This window comes from Rhodococcus sp. USK10, assembly GCF_019378875.1.
Classification (GTDB): Bacteria; Actinomycetota; Actinomycetes; order Mycobacteriales; family Mycobacteriaceae; genus Rhodococcus_F; species Rhodococcus_F pseudokoreensis.
Genome location: NZ_CP076047.1, coordinates 702,470 through 719,660 on the forward strand (window position 1 = coordinate 702,470; position 17,191 = coordinate 719,660).

Consider the following 17,191-nt stretch of genomic DNA (forward strand, 5'->3'; position numbering starts at 1 on the left):
GGGGTCGGAATGGTTCATTGTCGGGGCGGTGGGTTGCGGCGAAGTCGTCGCAGTTGTTCTTCGTGTTTGGTGACGGTGGCGGCGAGGGCCTCGACCACGGTGCGCAGGTGGGCGACCTCGGTGGCGAGGCCTGTCAGGGTGCGGGCGTCGGTTTGGCGGGTGCGGTGTTCGTCGACGACGGCGCGCAGCTGTTTGTCGCGGTACAGGGTGGCGCGGCCGATGTGGGCGTGTTCGGCGACGGCGGTGAAGGTGATCGGCTGCCCGGTGGTGGCGAGTTCGGCGCAGACCCGCTCGACCCTGACCAGGGCGTTTTCGCTCATGCGGTCTCTGCTTGGGCAATCAGGGCGTCGAGTCGGGAGACGAGGGTGCGGTGCCGTTCCGCTTCGTCGATCCATCCGCGCCGTTCTGCGTCTTCGGCGAGGTCGTGGGCGTCGACTCGTTGCGCGGCGAGGACGGCGAGGTGGGTGGCGTCGGTGTGAAAGCTCGGGCAGTGCTCGCAGATGTTGGCTACGGGCAGGCGCCTTTGCGCGGGTGCCCGCAGGCAGTAACCGCCGGCCAGGCGGGACTTGATCGCCGGTGCGTCCTTCCACCCGCCGCCGGTGACGTCGGTGATGGGCAGTTGGGGTCGGCCGGTGGGCAGTGGTCCGATGTGGCTTTTCGCCAGGTTGAGGGCGCGTTCGTATTCGGTGCGCACGGTGGCATCGAAGAGATGCGCATACCGCAAACTCATCTGGGTCGACACATGCCCGAGCAGTGCCATCAGTGCCTGCAGGGACACCCCGGCGTTGATCAGGGCGGTGGCGTAGGTATGCCGGAGTTGATGCGGCGTGATGTGTCCCAGGCCTGCCGTTGCGGCGGCTCGGTTCAGCTCGTCCCGAACCGCGCTCTGGGAGAGTCGTTTTCCGTGATGGGTGAACAGGAAGTCGGCGGGGGCGCCGGTGCGGGGGTGGCGCATGGGTCGGCCGGGTGAGCGGGTGGCGGTGATGCGGTCGACGAGGGTGAGGACCTCCTCGTCGAGGGGGATCATGCGTTCGGAGTTGAGCTTGCCGAGCGGGACCTTCAGCCAGGATCCCTGGCCGGGTATTTCGTGGATGCAGTCGAGTTCGAGGTCGAGGAGTTCCCCGATCCGCAGCCCGCATGCCCGTTGCACCAGCAGCGCGTCGGCCGCGAGCCGGTAGGGCGAGTTCGACAGTGCTGCCGTAAGTTTGCGGTCCGCATCGACGGGTAGGTATCGAGGCAAAACGCGCTGCGGGCGGGGCAGGTCGGTGTGGAAGATCAGCCGCCGCGGGGGCACGTCGTCCCAGCCCCATTCGGTGATCTCGGCGAGGAAGTGGCCGACCGCATGTACTCGCCTGATTCGGTCTGCGACGGTGATCGGTTGGCCGGTGACCGTGTTGACGGTGGTGGTCAGCGAGGTAATGAACGGTTCGATGTGCCGGCGCCGGTCCAGGGCGGACAGCGAGGCGATATCGGGGTCGATGGCGGTGAGGTATCGGCCGAAATGCGCCAACCGGGTGGCGAGGCTGCTGACCGTCTTGGGAGCGCAGGTGGCGCGTTTGCGGTGCAGGTAGGCCACGAACGCCGGGCGTAGTGCCGCGGGGACGTCGGCCATCCGTTCGTCGAGGGTGAGCGGCGTGAGGGCCGGTCGGGCTTGGCTATTGAGGATCCCGAGGTGGAAGCGAATCTGCCGCGCACTGTGGGTGGAGCCCCGATAGTGCCTCGCGCCTCGACCTGTGCGCATCTGGCGAACAGTGCACGCGTCCAACAGGTCCTGCAGATCGTCTTCGCGTAGATCGGCCAGGGGGCGGCCGGTCTGAATCAGCACCTCGCGATGATCTGCGACCCGATGGCCGACGCGACGCGCTGGGTGAACCCCAATTCTAATGCTGCGGTAATGAACTGATTCAAATCGGGGTCGAGGCAACTGTCGGTCAGTTCGTGCCAGAGGCTGCAGAGTTTGCGCGAAACGAGGTAGTCGTAGCCCGGTCGCAACCGCCGGCTGACCATCAGGAAGGTGATGAACGGGCGGGTCGAGCTGTTCGCGGCCAACCGGGTGTCGAGGGGCAGGTCGGCCCACTGCTGGACCTGCGGCCAGCGCCGCAGGAACGAGTGGGCGGCTTGGTGTAGGCAGTGTTGCCGCGACCGCGTCGTTCGAGGTGGACCAGGTAGGCGGCGTAGATGTCCGCCGGACTCTCAGCTGCGGGTGCGTAAGCGGGTGCGGGCTGCATCGTATTCCGCCTTGACATGGGTGGGTGTCAAAATGGTGACGTCAGATATCACAACTGTCCGAATGCCCCCTCCTGTCGGCTATGTTGGCGGCGTAGGTGGTCCAATCTCCAGCGGAAATCTGCTGCCAGCGGACGGCGGAGCTGACGCTGATGCCGAGGGTTCGGGCGAGGATGGCTGCGGGGATCTGGGTGGCGAGGCCGAACAGTGCGGTGCTGCGTGCCTGGTTAGGTCGGATGCCGAGCTGGTTCAGTCTCAGCTTCAGTCGTTGGGCGCTGATCGGACGGCCGGGCTGACCGCCGGGGAATAGCCAGCGCGACGGAGTGGTGGCGCCGATGGTGGCGTGGCCTTTGCGTGTGGCGAACACGGTCCGGGCCAGGTCATCGACCGGTTCGGGGAGCCGGATCGGTGTTCGGCCGAAGCTGATGTGGACGTTGTCGTTGGTGATCGAGATCTGATCGACGGTCAGTAGGGCGATCGTGGAAGAACCTTGGGCGTAAAGGAGAACGAGCAGGCCGGCGAGGCGGTCGACGGAGTCGATAGTGTTGTCGTGCAGCAGTGTTCGGGCCGTTGTCCAGCGGTTGTCGTCGTCGATTGGGTTGGCCGGGCCATTCCAGCGCCGGGCCGGCAGGTAGGCGGTGGTGAGTTTGCTGGCATAGGCCCATCGGAGGAAGGTTCCGGTCTCGTAGCGGTAGCCGCCGGCTGGATCGGTGATCCACTGATCGAGGTCGGTCCGGCCGCAGCTGGCCAGGGTGAGTCCGCGGGTGTCGAGCCAGGTGAGAAGCCCGGCGGCGGCGCGGGCGTGGCTGCGGATGCGCAGCATCTGCTGCCGGGTGGTGGGACGTCCGTTGTTTCGGGTGCGCAGCCGCCGCAGCAGATGCCAGACCAGGTAGCGGTGCAGCAGCTTCTTCCATTCCGGATTCTGCTGCGTGGCAAGGAACTCGGAGATTGTTCGTTCCAGCCGCACGAGTTCCTCGTCACGCTCAGGCAGGGCGCCGACGGCGACGAGGGTGTGCCGCAGATACTCGGTGGCGGGACGTCTGGGCAGGGTGTCGAACGCGGCGTGGGTCAGGGGCATGCGGCCCGCGGCGAGGTCGGACAGGACCGTGGTGACGGGTTGTTTGGTGAGCCAGCGTTGTGCGGTGATCGAGTGTTCGGCGGTGGCGATGTCGTGTCGCAGCGCCAGCAGACCGGGTGGCATATCGGCGGTGACCGGACCCATGACCTGGTAGAGGCGTTGATTGGTCAAGCATTTCCCGCAGCGGCCCGGTGTGGGGTGGTCGGGGTCGCTGCAGGTGGGGCAGTCCCGCCAGGCGGGTGGTGGTGCGCAGTTGTCACAGAGCGGCTCGGTGAGGGTGCCGGCGGCGATCGCGGTGTGGCGTCCGCAGCGAGCGCAGTCCGCGGCTCGGCGTTGGCAGGTCGGGCACCATGGTCGGCCGGTGCGCCTGGAGATGCCGCAGGGTGTGGTGTCGCCGCAGATCGAGCAGGTCCTGATCGGGAGGGTATGACAGGTCTGGCAGAGCGGTCCGTCGGTGGTCCGCCGCCCGACCGGACGTCGGCGTCCGCAGCCGAGACAGATCTCCAGATTGGCCGGGTCGGTGCAGAAGCAGTTGGCGCAGATAGGGCGCCGGTGCTCGTCCCTGCTGACCGGCTCGCGGCGGGCGCCGCAGCGAGCGCATTCTTCGATGCGGGAGTGCGCGATGCAGGTGCGGCAGACCCGCTGACCGTCCAGGGGCTTGTCGATGCGGACCTGCCGGCCGCAGCCCGGGCAGGTCGGCAGCACGATTCCGCGGACGCCGCTCGCGTGCAGGTGCTCGACGAGCCGCGGGATCACTCGCAGCGGCGCACGATGCCCCTCGCCGGTCAGCAGGGCAGGGTCGGCTTCCAACGCCCAGGCCACCCGCCGCTGGTAGCCGCGCTGACGACAGCAGCGGTCGAGAACACCAGCGATGGCATCACGCGGGACGGCCGGATCGAGTGCGGCGACGGCGGCGTGGATGACCGCGATCGGGTCACGATCGTCGGGGTCCGGGCACTGGGCGCAGCGTGGATGCCCGTCGCGGTCATGTGACCGAACCTGTTTGAGGTTCCCGCAACCGGCGCAGGCTGCGGTGTTCTGCTCGCAGACACTGCAGTACCAGTGCTGTCCACGACGCATGAGGGTGCGCAGCTGTTTTCCGCAATCGGCGCAGCAGGGCGCCGCGATCGCGGTTGCCCCGGCCTTGCGCAACGCCAACAGCAGATCCCCGATCGCGCGGGGTGCCGGGGACCGCCCGTCGGCCAACACCGCGGGCCGCGCGACCAGCGCCGCGGCGATCCGCCGCGATTTCGCCCGGCCCCCGACGGTGGAGACGACCACCGTTCGGGCCCGGCCGGGGTCCAGGCCCGGGTCGGCTTCCGCGACCAAATCGCTGATCAGCCCGACCGGATCACTGATCACCCGCCTCGGATCCACAGTGCTCACCGGTGACCGGTGTCGCGGACCCGGGCTCGTTTCGGGCGCAGGTCCCCAACTCCGGCGTCGCCGCCAACGACCTTCCTGCGCTTGGTGGCGGCCGAGGCCGCCGCGACGGGTTCGATGAGGTCGTCCATCCCGCAGTCGAGGATGTCCAGAAGTGCCATCAGCACCTTCAGGCTCAATCGTTCCGGGCGTTCGACGACGAGCCGGTAGACCTGGCTCGACGACAGCACGATCTCTCGTGCCGCGAGCGGCTCGATCAAGTCGGTGGTAGCGAACATCCCGCGCTCGGCCATCACCGCGCGTAGATTCCAGCGGTAGTCCAATTTCGGTGTCACGTGCGGTCCTCGTGTGCGGGGTCGGTAGAACCAAACAACGGTGAAAGGGCTTTTTGTAGAGCGGTATTCATGAAATCGTCGCTGACGTGAGTGTAGATGGCCGTGGAACCGTCGCATTCGTGGCCGACTTGCGATTGGATGAACCGGCGGTCAACCCCATCCTCCGTGAGATGGGTCACGTACGAGTGACGAATAGAGTGGGGTACAAGCGCTTTCGGCAATTTCAAGGCGTCACGATAAGCGACGAAACGGGCGTTGATCTCCACCGGCTTGATCCGGCCACCACGTTCGGTCAACCACAACGCCGGATGGTCGTCGAACCCGAATCGCGGGCGCACGTTCTCCACGTAATCGGCCACCGCCTCCACCGCCCAGTCCATCACCGACAGCACATTGCGCCGCCGCGGGGGCTGCCCCTTCTTCGCCTTGCCGTATCGGACGTTGAGCATGCCGTAACGACCGAACCGCGGTGCGTGCGGATTGCGGCCGAAATCGACCACATCCAGCTTGGACGTCTCCGTCCGGCGCAGTCCCCACCCGTAGACGGCCTTGAACAGGGTCGCATCACGGTAGGCGGCCAGCGCACCCTTGCGCTTCGCCCGCACTGCCCGCTCCACCTGGTCGTCGGCATAATCGAAGAACCGCTGCAGCTCCTCCCGCGTGAACGGGCGCGCCTCCGGCCGGCCCTCGTAGCTGTTCAGGTGCGCGATGGTGTTCCACTCGTGCACGATCGCCACCGGATGCACCTGCGGCCCGAACTCCCGCTGACACGCCGCAATCCACCCGTAGCGGCCATCGCAGAGGTACTCGCTGAACAACCGCAGATCCGTCTGATAACCCCGGATGGTCGACGGCGCCAGCTGCAACTCACCGGTCATCGACAGCGACCACTCGTCCACATGCGCCGGACCCCATCGCCACGGATACTCGTTGGTGAACGAGATGAACCGGCGCACCAACCGTTCCCGCGGCGCGATCGTCCCCTCCTGGAGCCCTCGCGCCGTCTGCTGGGCCCGCCACCCACGCAGCATCGCCTCGAACATCGCATCCTCCGGATGCAGCTGCGCCACTCCAGAAACCAACTCCAGATGTGCCGCACCTGCCAGATCACCACGCCTCAACGCCGCCTCCTGACCACGATCCACCCGCGACCCTCCAGCGCATGAATCATGCATCTAACGGAGTCGCTGGGCAAGCGTCCCAGCTCAAGCGGCGTGTCCGGCCTACCCGCGAAACTGTTACCGTCGGGCGGTCAGCAGGTGACCTGTGGAAACGCACCCATCTGATGCAATTCCCGAGGGTTAATGGATGTACCGGGCCGTGGTGTCGACGTGCGCGTGCCCGAGCAGCGCTTGCATCACAGCCAGATCCACACCGGCTTCGGCCATCGCGGTACCGACGGTATGACGCAGTGCGTGCGGGTGCCCCGCGGGGACTCCCGACTTGAGGCGGTGGTAGCGGAAGATGGTCCGGAGCCCGGCTGGGGTCAACGGCAGCCCCCGGTTCGGGCCTTTGGCGACGAGGAACAAGCGGGCACTCGGGGATTCGGGCCGCTCGGTGAGCAGATACGTTTGGGTCAGACCGGCAACCTCCACATCGAGTGGAACCCGGCGTTCCTTGGCGCCTTTGCCGAGTACTCGTATCCAGCGGGCGCCGATGTCGATATCGGTGACGTCGAGGGTCAGTATCTCCCCGGATCGTAAGCCGGACAGCAACATCAGATCGGCGATCGATCGGTCCCGCCACGTTCGCAGGCTGGAGAGCAGGTCGGCTGTTTCTCGGCGATCCAGAGACCGCGGTAACCGGCGCGGCTCTCGCAGGCGCAGGGCCGATCGGCGTTTCGGTCGCACCAGGTGGCCGAGCAGACCATTGCGTTCCTCGGCGCTGACTCGGCGGGCTTCACGTCTGCTGGGTATCGGGTTGCGCAGGTCCGGTTCGCGCAGCGTGCGGAAGGTGAACAGCCCGGTCAGGGCGGCGAGCCGATGGTTGATGGTGGTCGCGGAGTAGCGGTCGAGACGTGTGCCAGTCATCGACAGCACGTTCGCGGGACGTCCCTCGATCGAGGTCTCGCGGCAATGCCGCATGAAGTCCAATACCGTTCCGGTCGTAACTGATTCGAGGGCGCAGTCCTGGGATTCGAGCCAGCGGCAGAACGCGAGGAGATCGTAGCCGTAGGCCCGCACGGTGCGCGGTGAATAGTTTCGGTCGGCGAGATAGCCGAGATACTCGTTGACCAACGGGTAGTTGTCGGCACCGGGCCCGGACAACATCCAACCGACCTCGGCGCCGGCCTCGAGACGCAGCGTGAGCTGATTCGTCATGAGACAGGTGTAACGCCACCGTCGATGCTGGTCAAGCATTTCCACCGACGGCGTGTCGATTCATGGGTAACGATCCGGTGGATTAGCCTGGATCCGTGGAGACGACGCCGGCCGGAGCGGCGTGTGAATGACGAAAGCGCCTCCCGTAGTGAGACAATCAAGATTCTCACGTCACAATTGTCCACATACGGAAGGGCACTTTCAGTGCAATCATCGCACACGTTCACGGCTGGGTCCGCTGTCATCGATGAGATGAATCTCGTGTCGGCGGCAGGGTTGGTCCCGGTCCTCGAACTCGCCGAACAGGCCGGCCTGTCGGAGCTGATCGACGCCCATGTCGACCTCACCTCCACGCGGGTGGCCTCGGGCGCGGCGAACCCGGTCGGGAAACTGACCTCGATCATTGCCGGGATGTGCACCGGAGCGGACGTCATCGACGACATGAACCTGCTCCGGGCCGGCGGGATGCCCGCCCTGTTCGATCAGGTCTACGCGCCCTCGACCCTGGGGATCTTCCTGCGCGAGTTCACCTACGGCCACAGCCTGCAGCTCGGGGCGGTACTGCGCCGGCACCTGATCGGCCTCGCCGCCCGAACACCCCTGCTGCCGGGCATCGAGGAGCGGGCGTCCCTCGACATCGACTCGCTGCTGCGTCCGGTCTACGGGCACCAGAAACAAGGAGCGTCCTACGGGCACGCGAAGATCGCCGGTCGCGCCCTACTCCGCAAGGGACTGTCGCCGCTGGTCACGACGCTGTCCACCGCGCAGGCGGCGCCGGTGGTCGCGGAGATGCGGCTGCGGGCCGGCAAGAGCGGATCCGGGCGCGGCGCCGCCTCCCAGCTGCGGTCGGCGATCACCACCGCTCGTGCCTGCGGCGCGACGGGCAAAATCATGGCCCGCGGCGACTCGGCGTTCGGCAACAAGGCCGTCGTCGGTGCCGCGGTCGCCGCGGGTATCGAGTTCTCCCTGGTGATGACCCGTAATCCGCGGATCACCCGGGCCATCGCCAGCATCGACGAGCAGCAGTGGATGCCGGTGCACTATCCCGGTGCGGTCACCGACCCCGACACCGGGCAGTTGATCTCCGACGCCGAGGTGGCCGAAGTGTCGTACACCGCGTTCTCCGGCCGCCACCGGGTCACCGCCCGCCTGATCGTGCGCCGGGTCAAGGACGCGAACTACCCGGACGCGCTTTTCCCCGTCTGGCGGTACCACCCGTTCCTCACCAATTCCGACCTGTCGACCGTCGACGCCGACATCATGCACCGCAAGCACGCGATCGTGGAGACGGTGTTCGCGGACCTGATCGACGGACCACTCGCTCACATCCCGTCGGGGCGTTTCGGCGCGAACAGCGCCTGGGTGCTCTGCGCGGCGATCGCTTACAACCTGCTGCGAGCTGCCGGCACCCTCGCCGGCGGCCGCCACGCCGTCGCCAGAGGCGCCACGCTGCGCCGGCATCTGGTCAACGTTCCCGCCCGATTCGCCCGACCTGCACGCAAACCCGTGCTCCACCTGCCAGCTCACTGGCCACGACAAGCCCACTGGACATCCCTCTGGGACAACACCATCGACTACACGCCACCCCAAGCAGCCTGACCCTCGACACACAGGCCGCACCGGCCCCAACCCCAGGAACACAACGAACGTGGATGAGCTGACAACCAGGTCAGCAGATCAACTACACCCCGAACAGCATCACCTGTGCGCATCACAAACGAATCCGACCGAAATCAGCTATCCACGGATTCAGGATTAGCCGGTCAACAGGCATGCTCCGACACGCCCCATCGATCCGACCAGGCCGTTGTCGGCCAGGACACGGACGAACTTCTTCGAACGAAATTGCGAGCCGCGATCTGAATGAACCACTGTCCCTTCAGGTTCGCGTCGGCTGATCGACATCCGCAACGCCGAGACCGCGAGTGAGGCTTTCATCCGTGAATCGATGGAATATCCGACGATTCGGTTGGAATATACGTCCTTGATCGCGCACAGGTACAAGTTCCCGGTGCCCGTGCGGTGTTCGGTGATATCCGTGAGCCACAACTGGTTTGGTCGTGGTGCGGTGAACTTTCGCTGCACGTGGTCGTCATGGACCGGTGGGCCGGCCTTGCGGCGTCGACCACGTCTGTTGGCGAACATCGACCACAGTTCGTGTTGCGAGCACAGACGCCATACCCGCCGCTCGCTCGCGGTGAATCCTTGCTCGGCGAGCTCATCGGCGATGAACCGGTACCCGAAGGCCGGATCGTCGGCGTGGATGTCGTAGGCGGCGTTGATCAGATGCGCCTCGTCCCACGTTCGATCCGAGACCGGCTCTCGGAGCCAGTGATAGAACGCTTGTTTCGAAAAACCCAGTATCCGGCAGGTCACCGCGACGGGAACCCTGATCGGGGCGTCGGTCGCAGCCAGTTCACGGACCAGCGGATACATCAGTTTTTTGGCAGGTTCGCCTGCGATAGATACGCCGCAGCGCGGCGCAGCACTTCGCTTTCCTGCTCGATCGAGTAGACGCATCCGCCGCTTCATCGCCCGGATCTCGGAAGCTTGGCCGTCGGTGACGCCAGGGCGAATTCCGTCCTCGATGTCGGCCTTCTTGAGCCAATTGTGCAGTGTCGCCTCGCTGACGCCGAAGTCTTTCGCGATCTGAAAAAGCGGGGCTTCGTTCTTGCGGGCGACCGCGACCACGTCGCGCCGGAACTCCGCGGGATAGGGCTTGGGCATAGGTCTCATCCTTGCACCGAAGATCAGTTCGATCCTCAGAGGTTAGGAGTCAAACCAACCTTCAGCAGCCCCAAACACCCTTTGCGAGATAGACCCATCAGTGGGTGCGATGAGAGGTGTGGGAGCAGTGGCGGGGTCGGCGAGTTCTGGTTCTTCGTCGTTGACGTCGACGCCGAAATCTTCGGCCAGGCCGGCCAGTCCGGATGCCCAGCCTTGACCGACGGCTCGCAGTTTCCAGCGCCCGTCGCGGCGGTAGATCTCACCGAAGACGAACGCAGTTTCGGTGTCCGCATCGGCGGTGACGTGTTCGGCGATGAGGGATCCGGACGCATCGAGTATGTGGAGGGAGAGGTTGCCGAGGTCCCCGAACGATCCGCTGTCGACACTTCCCGCCAAGGCGATCGCGTCGATGCCTGTGGGCACGGCGGAAAGGTGCACGAGGAGGCGTTCGTGTGGTCCGGATTCGGTGTCGCGGCGGCCGAGGTAGCGTACGGAACCGTCGGTGGATTCCTGTTGGTTGTAGAAGACGAAGTCCTCGTCGGAGGCGACTTTCTTGTCGTCCCCGAGAAGCAGAGCTGAGGCGTCGACTCCGGAAGCGGAGTCCTCCCAGGTGATCAGGACATCGATCTGGCCTATGTCGTCGGGAAGGGTGATGTTCTGGCCCTTGATCAGGTACTGGTCGTGCATGAGGCCCCTTCGGTGGTGACGGTGATGACAGTTGTCGCGCAGTTCGGAAACTGTTGAAGATCTTTTTCGGTTCCGTGTGGTGCGCGATCGTGCGTGGTTCTCTGATCTAAAAGATATTAATACGGCTTCGCCGGCCGTGAAGTTCGGTGTGTGAGATTAGTCGAGGAATGTCAGCGCGGTGGCGACGTCTGAACGACCGAGCGTTTCGATCTCGTCTACGAGGTCCAGTTGCCATGGTCGTGCCGTGGCGGAGATCAGGTCGTTCCATGAACGAGCGGAGGGTATTTCGGAGGCCCGGTAGGCGTCGTTCACGACAGTGCCGGCGAGTGTGCCTGCGCGGAGGAGGGCGGGAATGTTGGCGTGCCGGATGTGTGAGGGATGGACGGCGCGGGCATAGTTTCCCTCGACACAGTGAGCGGTGATTTGGGCCGCGACTTTTCCCAGCGAGATGGCTGATATGAGGCTGTGCGACGCCAGGAGTAGTTCGTTTCGTCGGCGCGTGTGTGGAGGATCCAACCGAGCGGTGCCGGTTTGCTGGTAGACGTCGAGGTGTACGTAGGTGCGTATCAAGATTTCTGTGACCAGGACGGTCATTGCAGGTAACGCGATACCGTTTCGTACGTTCCATCCGCTGCCTGCACTGAGACCGTTGTAGGCGTGGAGCGCGAAATCGCGCAGCGCTTTACTGTCGCTCTCGTAGAGAAAGGACATACCGGGAAGCGGAAGACTCATCGGGGTGATCACGTCCGCAAGGAGATGCTGAGCTAACCGCAGAGCCGCCTCTGACGCGGAATCGACATCCTGGAACTTGTCTCCGACGACGACCCGGCTGGCGACGCCGGTATGCCCTGCGGTGCCGCTGAATTCACCCGCCATGATCTGTTTGATCGCCTCGATCGGACGCGCGAGATCATGTCCGGCGCTTTTGATGCGGTGCGCGCGTCCCCCGAAACCGGGCCCCATGTAATCGATCGGCAGTCGCTTGCCGGCCTTCTCCCACCCACTGACGATGCCGGAGGACTTGAGGAGTGTGAGTCGATCTCGGATGGAGCTGTCGATCGAGGCGTCGAACCAGGTGCACATCATCCCGACGACACCGACAGCCACGAGGTCGGAGGTGGACCAGGTGAGACGATGCTTCTGCTGTCACAACTCGAATGCCTGACGTTGCTCCTCGGTCAGTGCCGCGTCGAGATCGACGTCGGTCCAATCGCGTCGTCCCCGAAGGTCGTCGTTGAATGTCGTGAGTTCGTCGTAGGTTTGGCGGTGGGAACCTCGGGTGAGTTGGACTGCTGGTTCCTGATCGTCGAGGGTTGCCCGGATGAGGTCTTCATCTCGAATGACCCGGCCCCACAGCCCCTTCACGGAAAGTTCTCCAGATCCAACCTCAGCGAGCGCCGTCATCTCTCGGTCCTGCCGCCGGGCTACTGGACGGCAAAACGCGGACTTGCGGAAAGGGGTCTGTTGATATGCGGTGGCGATCTCGGCCGGTGCCCTTTGCCGGATCGCGAGTGGGCTGTGACCTGTTCCGGTTCTGCGGCAGCATTGTCCAGCCGAGCCGCATGCTCGATGCGGTTGGCATCTGGTCTCCGGGCCCACCGAAGGGTGGTTGCCCGGGGCGCATAGCCGGGTAGGCCCGGGCCAGAACTGCGCTCCTTCTTCGGGGTTGGCGGTGCGCCGAATTCGTTGACCCCGTGCCTTACCACGAGCCTCTATTGGAACGACTGCCGGAGCCTCGGTATCACTCGACTCCGCCCACGACCCGCTTCGGCGCTCGGCACGCACGGGCTATGGTGATGCGAACCGTCGGCGTGGGTGTCAAGCCGATGGCACCAGGACGTAGTAGGTGTCCCCATCCTCACCCTCGACTTGCTTGCAGGTGAGTTGCGGGGTGTCGGCGAACTCGAAGGTGGTGTCCATTCGTGGCTCGAGGAACTGAATCTTCCACTCACTGTCCTCGAGAACGACTTCGACGTAGTACCTGCCCACCAAAGTGAGCTCAGCGTGTCCGTCTTCAATGGTGTACATCTGCTCGATCGCGACAACAGTGGCAGCATCTTTCGAGGTGAAACGAATGTCGAAGTTCGTCAGGACATGCCGCCTCTGCGCCGAGCGCGTCTCGTAGACCCGCTGGAAGCCTTCTCGCAGCGCTTCCGGACCGGGACCCGATCCCAGGTACGTGGCGTCCTTCGAGAAACATGCCGAAGCTGCCGCGGCGTTCTGCGCATCATGCGCCTGGCAGTACCGCACGATGAGACTCTGAATGGCAATAAAGCTGTCGGCGTTCACAATTGATCCTTCCGGATGGGAGAAGTAGAACCTGCTAATGGAGGTGCTCGGGCGTCTCGGGTGAGATCTTGGTTTCATACTTCGAATGTCTCGACACGATATTTGGAACCTATGCGCGGGCCACTCGGTATGTCAACGCGATCATCGACGCCCTCCGAGGCGAGGGGTCCAAATACCGGGTGTCGAGCGATGCATGCGGAGAACGGATCGGATCGGCATCGGACGCTCTCGTTGCGCAGGGGATCGGACGCGCCGCTCAGCTGTACTCGTGCGGCAACCCAGTGGATCTGGTCCGAAACACATTGCCGCAATGAGCATCCCGAGACCTGGAGCAGGTAGGAAGTTCCGATCACAGAGACTGAGGGAGCGAGCCGTTTGGTGGACGTGAACTGGAGCTGACGACTGGGCTGTGACGCTTGACATGTGATGCGAGTCACCTTAATCTCGGTTTTGTCATTCGAAAGTTTTGTTCCATTAAATAGAACCTATTGGGCAACTGGTAGGCCTCACTCGTTCTGGAGCGTTCATGAAGATCTCTTATCGCTGTCGCATGCTGTCGCTGATGCCGATTCCGTTTGTGGTGCTCGCTGGGTGCGCGGCGAGTGGCATAGGGGAGGGCGGCGCGAGCGACGATCCGGTCGCCATCGCGGTTGTCGTGACGGCGCCCAGTGAGCTGTTCTCGGTGCCGTGGTTGGTCGGTCAGGACCAGGGGTTCTTCGAGAATCGGGGTGTCATCGTCGACGAGATCGTGGCTGGACGGGGAGGGTCGCAGACTGTCCGTAGCCAGCTTGCCGGTGACATCCCCATCGCTGAAGCGGGTTTGGGCTCGGTGTTCGATTCACGTAAGGCTGGCGGCGAGGTCACAGTTGTAGGTGGCGGTGCTCAGAGTCCCTTCGGACTGGATTTCTTCAAGGTGGCGTCCAACACGAGAGTGTCCGGAATCGATTCGATCCACAAATGGGGTTACAGCACGGCGGGATCAACGTCGCAAGCGATGACCTACATGCTTCCCGCGGCGGCTGGCATTCCGGCCGACGAAGTGGAACATGTGGCAACGGGAGGACTGGGGGAGGGAGTGGCGTTGCTTGAATCCGGCGCGATCGACGTCGCTGTGGTGCCGCCGTCTCTGGCCGCGTCGTCGGGCGACAAATTCGAACGGGTGGTGTCGTCCGCTGAGTATGTCAAGTGGCTCCAGCAATCGGTGATTACGACGACGCCTGAGTACGCGCGGACGAACCCCGAGGTGGTGCGGGCAGTTGTGGCTGGGTATGCCGATTCTGTTGCGTGGATCAACGAGAATCCGGGCAAGGCCGCTGAGCTGTACACCGAGTACAACGATCTCCCTCCTGGTTCTGCAACCGAGCTTCTCGAGGAGGCTGTCGACGCACAGATGTGGAGCGTCGGGTTCAATCCGGACGCCCTGACCTCTGCTGCCGAGGCGTTCGCCATCACCGGTGCCCACGATGCGGTCGACTACTGCGAGGCGCTGGACCCGCAGTTCATACCCGAGAATGTGGAATCGCACCTGCCGGAGTCGTGCCGATGACCACCCAACCGGCGAGCGCGGTCATCCGGCGGGAACCGGCATCTGACACGAGCTCGGCAGGCCCGATGATCGAGCTCAGCGGCGTCGAGCGCCGATTCGGTGCTGTCAGGGTTTTGGGGCCGATCGACGTTCGGATCGACCGGGGCGAGTTCGTTGCCGTGGTGGGGCCCAGCGGCTGCGGAAAGTCGACACTGCTCGAGCTCGTCGCGGGCCTGCAGGCTCCCGATGCAGGAAGTGTGTCGGTCAACGGACATCTGCTCGAGGGACCTCGTCGCAAGACCTCCATCATTTTTCAGGATTCGTCGACGCTCCCGTGGCGGACAGTCGAGGACAACGTGGCGTTCGCGCTCGAAGCGAGTGGGGTTCCCAAGAAGGAACGCCGGAGACAGGCCAGGGCGCTGTTGCGCGCGGTCGGATTGGAGCAGTTTGCGCGTCACCATCCGCCGCAGCTTTCCGGCGGAATGAGACAGCGCGTGGCGATCGCACGAGCACTGTCACTCGACCCTGACCTGATCTTGGCGGACGAGCCCTTCGGTGCCCTCGACGAACAAACCCGCATTCTGATGGCATTCGAGCTGATGCAGGTCGTCGACCGATCGTCCGCTGCCGTCCTGTTCATCACGCACTCGATCCAGGAGGCAGTTCTGCTCGCCGACCGCATCCTTGTCATGGGGGCACGGCCTGGACGGATTGTCGACGAGATCGTCGTTGATCTGCCGCGTCCCCGAGACGAATCGGTACTGGGCTTGTCTGAATCTGCACGGATCACCGAACGCGTATGGGCGAGGATCCGCGACGAGGCGAGGGCCGCGATGGGCGGCTCGGACACGGAGGCGCCGTGAGCATGGTGACGTCCGCCCTACGGGTACGCAGGTCCCGCGTGCCCTCCTACCTCGCTGCAGCGCCCGACCGTGTTCTCCGTCTGTCTCCGGGGCAGTGGTCCGTCGTTGTGGCGGTTCTGTTCTGCGTTGCTGTCGATCTCTATGCACGCTTCGTACTGAAAAGCCCGCACGAACTGGTCACCGTCACCGCCATGGTCAGCGGTGCTCGGGAGCTGCTCACGGACAGTGCATTCGTCGTTGACGGCCTCGCCCGGAGCATGGCGACCATCGCTATCACGTTCGCGATCGCCGTCATCGCTGGAGTCCTGATCGCCTACCTGATGTATCGATGGGATGCGATCAGTCGAGCGCTCGATCCATTCCTGGCGATCTTCTACGCGATACCGATATTCGCGCTGTACCCGATTTTGGTGGTGATCCTCGGCACTGGGCTCGGGCCCATCGTGGCCCTGTGCACTGTCTTCAGTGCGGTCGTGGTCATTACCAATGCCAAGATCGGATTCGACAGCGTCGATCGCACAGTGGAGAAACTTGCAGCGTCTTTGGAGGTCACAGGGCTTGCCTACGCTCGACGAATCCTCCTGCCAACTGCGCTGCCGCACATCCTGACAGGCGCCAAGTTGGCACTCGCGTACGCGTTCATCTCGGTGCTCGCCGCCGAGTTCATCCTTTCTCCGTTCGGCCTGGGCCACGTCATTGCCGACACCTACAACGCTTTCGCCACCGAACAAATGTACGGTGCGATCTTGGTGGCAACCGTTGTCGCTGTCGCTGTCAACCTCGCGATGACCGCCGTGTGCCAACGACTCGACTGGAGTCGGCGATGACCAAAGTCGACTCTTCCTCGATCGTTAACACTCGACCAGAGCCGTGGCGCGCGCGCCGTCGCCGCGCCTGGTCGCTGATGTGGCCTGCGACCGCTCTGCTCATCATGTTTCTGGCTACGTGGTGGGTCGCAAGCGAGTACGCCGGCAGTGCTGTATTCGCGAGCCCGGCCGAGACGTTCGAGGTGCTAGTAGAACGGCTTCAGAACACGCGCTTCCAGAAGGACGTGTGGACGACGGTTCGCGTGGGTGTGACTGCCTATGTCGCAGTCGTGATCGTCGGAGGCCTGACAGGTCTCCTGCTCGGTATGAGTCCATTCTGGTCCCGGGTGGTGTTGCCGCTGACATACGCGTTCGACAGCGTCCCGAAAATCGTCTTCTTCCCGATCTTTCTGGTCTACCTCGGACTGGGCGACGCCAGCCGAGGCGCGTTTGCCTTCGTCGCCGGAGTGGTCCCGATGTTCCTGATCGCGACCGAGGCGGTGTCTCGAGTGCCACGCACTCACCTGAAACTGGCGGCATCGCTGCAATTGAGCCGATTTGCGATGATCCGAAAGATCCTGCTTCCGACGGTGACACCCTCGCTGGCCGCTGGTGCACGAATGGCGTTCGGATCCACCTTGCTCGCCCTCATCATCGCCGAACTCTTCGCTGGCTCAGGGGGCTTGGGTAACCAACTCCTCACTGCGATGACCCAGGTCCGAATGGATCGGATCCTCGCGACCGTCGTCGTCGCCGCTGTGATCGCACTCGTGCCGGCGATCGCGTTGCGTGCGGCCGAGCGCCACACCACCAAAAAATTCACTGGAGAAGGAAAGTAGCGGAAGTGATTACGGAGACTGACGAATGGCCCACGTACAACGAACTGCGAACCGGCGGCGCGCCTCCAGGGACCGCCTGGGGGGTGTTCGGCCACGCAGATCAGCTCGGCAC

17 protein-coding genes are annotated in these 17,191 nt (G+C 64.2%); 5 read left to right on the forward strand and 12 right to left on the reverse strand.

The genetic code is table 11. The features are described from left to right. Nucleotides 1–14: 14 nt before the first annotated feature. From I1A62_RS03790 to I1A62_RS03815, 7 genes are all read right to left on the reverse strand, one after another. Complete coding sequence (locus I1A62_RS03790) at nucleotides 15–320, reverse strand: hypothetical protein (RefSeq protein ID WP_219454223.1); 306 nt, start codon at nucleotides 318–320, stop codon at nucleotides 15–17. Beyond that, nucleotides 317–1,825 (reverse strand): site-specific integrase, encoded by a 1,509-nt coding sequence (locus I1A62_RS03795; protein ID WP_257890411.1) that lies wholly within the window; start codon nucleotides 1,823–1,825, stop codon nucleotides 317–319. Before I1A62_RS03795 ends, I1A62_RS03790 begins: the two co-directional genes overlap by 4 nt. Further along, nucleotides 1,819–2,049 carry a hypothetical protein gene (locus tag I1A62_RS45845; protein WP_257890412.1) on the reverse strand — a complete coding sequence of 77 codons (231 nt, stop codon included), beginning with the start codon at nucleotides 2,047–2,049 and terminating at the stop codon, nucleotides 1,819–1,821. Before I1A62_RS45845 ends, I1A62_RS03795 begins: the two co-directional genes overlap by 7 nt. Before the next feature lie 220 nt (nucleotides 2,050–2,269). Continuing rightward, nucleotides 2,270–4,690, reverse strand: a complete 2,421-nt coding sequence (locus I1A62_RS03800) for a hypothetical protein (RefSeq protein WP_219454225.1) — start codon at nucleotides 4,688–4,690, stop codon at nucleotides 2,270–2,272. Further along, on the reverse strand, nucleotides 4,687–5,022 hold the full coding sequence (locus I1A62_RS03805; protein ID WP_219454227.1) for a helix-turn-helix transcriptional regulator: 336 nt from the start codon (nucleotides 5,020–5,022) through the stop codon (nucleotides 4,687–4,689). Before I1A62_RS03805 ends, I1A62_RS03800 begins: the two co-directional genes overlap by 4 nt. Then, nucleotides 5,019–6,065: a tyrosine-type recombinase/integrase gene (locus tag I1A62_RS03810; RefSeq protein ID WP_219455065.1), complete on the reverse strand. Its 1,047-nt coding sequence runs from the start codon at nucleotides 6,063–6,065 to the stop codon at nucleotides 5,019–5,021. Before I1A62_RS03810 ends, I1A62_RS03805 begins: the two co-directional genes overlap by 4 nt. 258 nt (nucleotides 6,066–6,323) lie before the next feature. Further along, nucleotides 6,324–7,343: a tyrosine-type recombinase/integrase gene (locus I1A62_RS03815; RefSeq protein ID WP_219454229.1), complete on the reverse strand. Its 1,020-nt coding sequence runs from the start codon at nucleotides 7,341–7,343 to the stop codon at nucleotides 6,324–6,326. Nucleotides 7,344–7,547: 204 nt separating this feature from the next. On the opposite strand from I1A62_RS03815, the gene I1A62_RS03820 reads away from it, so the two are divergent. Continuing rightward, entirely contained in the window at nucleotides 7,548–8,942 is a 1,395-nt protein-coding gene (locus tag I1A62_RS03820; RefSeq protein WP_219454231.1) for an IS1380 family transposase, read from the forward strand. Between the two features lie 156 nt (nucleotides 8,943–9,098). Here I1A62_RS03820 and I1A62_RS03825 read toward each other — a convergent pair whose 3' ends face one another. From I1A62_RS03825 to I1A62_RS03840, 5 genes are all read right to left on the reverse strand, one after another. Further along, complete coding sequence (locus I1A62_RS03825) at nucleotides 9,099–10,079, reverse strand: IS3 family transposase (protein WP_374710669.1); 981 nt, start codon at nucleotides 10,077–10,079, stop codon at nucleotides 9,099–9,101. A 33-nt stretch (nucleotides 10,080–10,112) separates the two neighbouring features. Continuing rightward, nucleotides 10,113–10,757, reverse strand: a complete 645-nt coding sequence (locus tag I1A62_RS03830; protein WP_219454235.1) for a TerD family protein — start codon at nucleotides 10,755–10,757, stop codon at nucleotides 10,113–10,115. A 156-nt stretch (nucleotides 10,758–10,913) separates the two neighbouring features. Next, nucleotides 10,914–11,864, reverse strand: coding sequence for a hypothetical protein (locus I1A62_RS03835; protein WP_257890413.1), 951 nt, complete (start codon nucleotides 11,862–11,864; stop codon nucleotides 10,914–10,916). A 39-nt stretch (nucleotides 11,865–11,903) separates the two neighbouring features. Continuing rightward, nucleotides 11,904–12,161, reverse strand: coding sequence for a hypothetical protein (locus I1A62_RS45850; RefSeq protein WP_257890414.1), 258 nt, complete (start codon nucleotides 12,159–12,161; stop codon nucleotides 11,904–11,906). A gap of 414 nt (nucleotides 12,162–12,575) precedes the next feature. Further along, nucleotides 12,576–13,046 (reverse strand): nuclear transport factor 2 family protein, encoded by a 471-nt coding sequence (locus tag I1A62_RS03840; RefSeq protein WP_219454237.1) that lies wholly within the window; start codon nucleotides 13,044–13,046, stop codon nucleotides 12,576–12,578. A 526-nt stretch (nucleotides 13,047–13,572) separates the two neighbouring features. On the opposite strand from I1A62_RS03840, the gene I1A62_RS03845 reads away from it, so the two are divergent. The 4 genes from I1A62_RS03845 to I1A62_RS03860 all read left to right on the forward strand — a co-directional run bounded on the left by I1A62_RS03845 (nucleotide 13,573) and on the right by I1A62_RS03860 (nucleotide 17,079). Beyond that, complete coding sequence (locus tag I1A62_RS03845) at nucleotides 13,573–14,592, forward strand: ABC transporter substrate-binding protein (RefSeq protein ID WP_257890415.1); 1,020 nt, start codon at nucleotides 13,573–13,575, stop codon at nucleotides 14,590–14,592. A gap of 65 nt (nucleotides 14,593–14,657) precedes the next feature. Further along, a complete protein-coding gene (locus tag I1A62_RS03850; RefSeq protein ID WP_257890416.1) occupies nucleotides 14,658–15,434 on the forward strand; it encodes an ABC transporter ATP-binding protein in 777 nt (258 codons plus the stop codon). A gap of 107 nt (nucleotides 15,435–15,541) precedes the next feature. Then, nucleotides 15,542–16,261, forward strand: coding sequence for an ABC transporter permease (locus I1A62_RS03855; protein WP_219454241.1), 720 nt, complete (start codon nucleotides 15,542–15,544; stop codon nucleotides 16,259–16,261). Beyond that, nucleotides 16,258–17,079 carry an ABC transporter permease gene (locus I1A62_RS03860; protein ID WP_219454243.1) on the forward strand — a complete coding sequence of 274 codons (822 nt, stop codon included), beginning with the start codon at nucleotides 16,258–16,260 and terminating at the stop codon, nucleotides 17,077–17,079. Before I1A62_RS03855 ends, I1A62_RS03860 begins: the two co-directional genes overlap by 4 nt. The last annotated feature ends 112 nt before the right edge of the window (nucleotides 17,080–17,191 follow it).

Bases quoted from the DNA above. Each gene is read 5' to 3' on its own strand.
- I1A62_RS03790 (WP_219454223.1), bottom strand. From the start codon at position 320: ATGAGCGAAAACGCCCTGGTCAGGGTCGAGCGGGTCTGCGCCGAACTC.
- I1A62_RS03810 (WP_219455065.1), bottom strand. From the start codon at position 6,065: ATGTTCGAGGCGATGCTGCGTGGGTGGCGGGCCCAGCAGACGGCGCGA.
- I1A62_RS03815 (WP_219454229.1), bottom strand. From the start codon at position 7,343: ATGACGAATCAGCTCACGCTGCGTCTCGAGGCCGGCGCCGAGGTCGGT.
- I1A62_RS03825 (WP_374710669.1), bottom strand. From the start codon at position 10,079: ATGAGACCTATGCCCAAGCCCTATCCCGCGGAGTTCCGGCGCGACGTG.
- I1A62_RS03830 (WP_219454235.1), bottom strand. From the start codon at position 10,757: ATGCACGACCAGTACCTGATCAAGGGCCAGAACATCACCCTTCCCGAC.
- I1A62_RS45850 (WP_257890414.1), bottom strand. From the start codon at position 12,161: ATGACGGCGCTCGCTGAGGTTGGATCTGGAGAACTTTCCGTGAAGGGG.
- I1A62_RS03845 (WP_257890415.1), top strand. From the start codon at position 13,573: ATGAAGATCTCTTATCGCTGTCGCATGCTGTCGCTGATGCCGATTCCG.
- I1A62_RS03850 (WP_257890416.1), top strand. From the start codon at position 14,658: ATGATCGAGCTCAGCGGCGTCGAGCGCCGATTCGGTGCTGTCAGGGTT.
- I1A62_RS03860 (WP_219454243.1), top strand. From the start codon at position 16,258: ATGACCAAAGTCGACTCTTCCTCGATCGTTAACACTCGACCAGAGCCG.